Annotated in this window: 1 protein-coding gene; it reads right to left on the bottom strand. The window is 26.5% G+C overall.

Going from position 1 to position 219, the window contains the following annotated elements; genetic code table 11:
• Positions 1-219 (bottom strand): hypothetical protein (locus ACX6CF_RS26700; protein ID WP_458788412.1); only part of this gene is annotated, 219 nt, incomplete at both ends.

Raw genomic sequence — 219 nt, 5'->3', positions numbered from 1 at the left:
TCTATGTCAACCAACATACAAAAAGGTGATGTATTTGCGACATTATACATTTGACCTAATTTTACGTTATCAGCCAATTGTTCCTTTATATTTATATCATTTAAGCTAACCTTCATCAATCTGTTATCTGTAGTTATATAATATAATTCATTATTATATTCCCATAGTATTTCAGCACACTCAATAGAAATTAACTGTTCTTCTTTTGTAGTTATATTA

Source organism: Vallitalea sediminicola (assembly GCF_054408565.1).
Note: the sequence above shows the minus strand (reverse complement) of the source record. Positions and strands in the feature narration are given on the sequence as shown.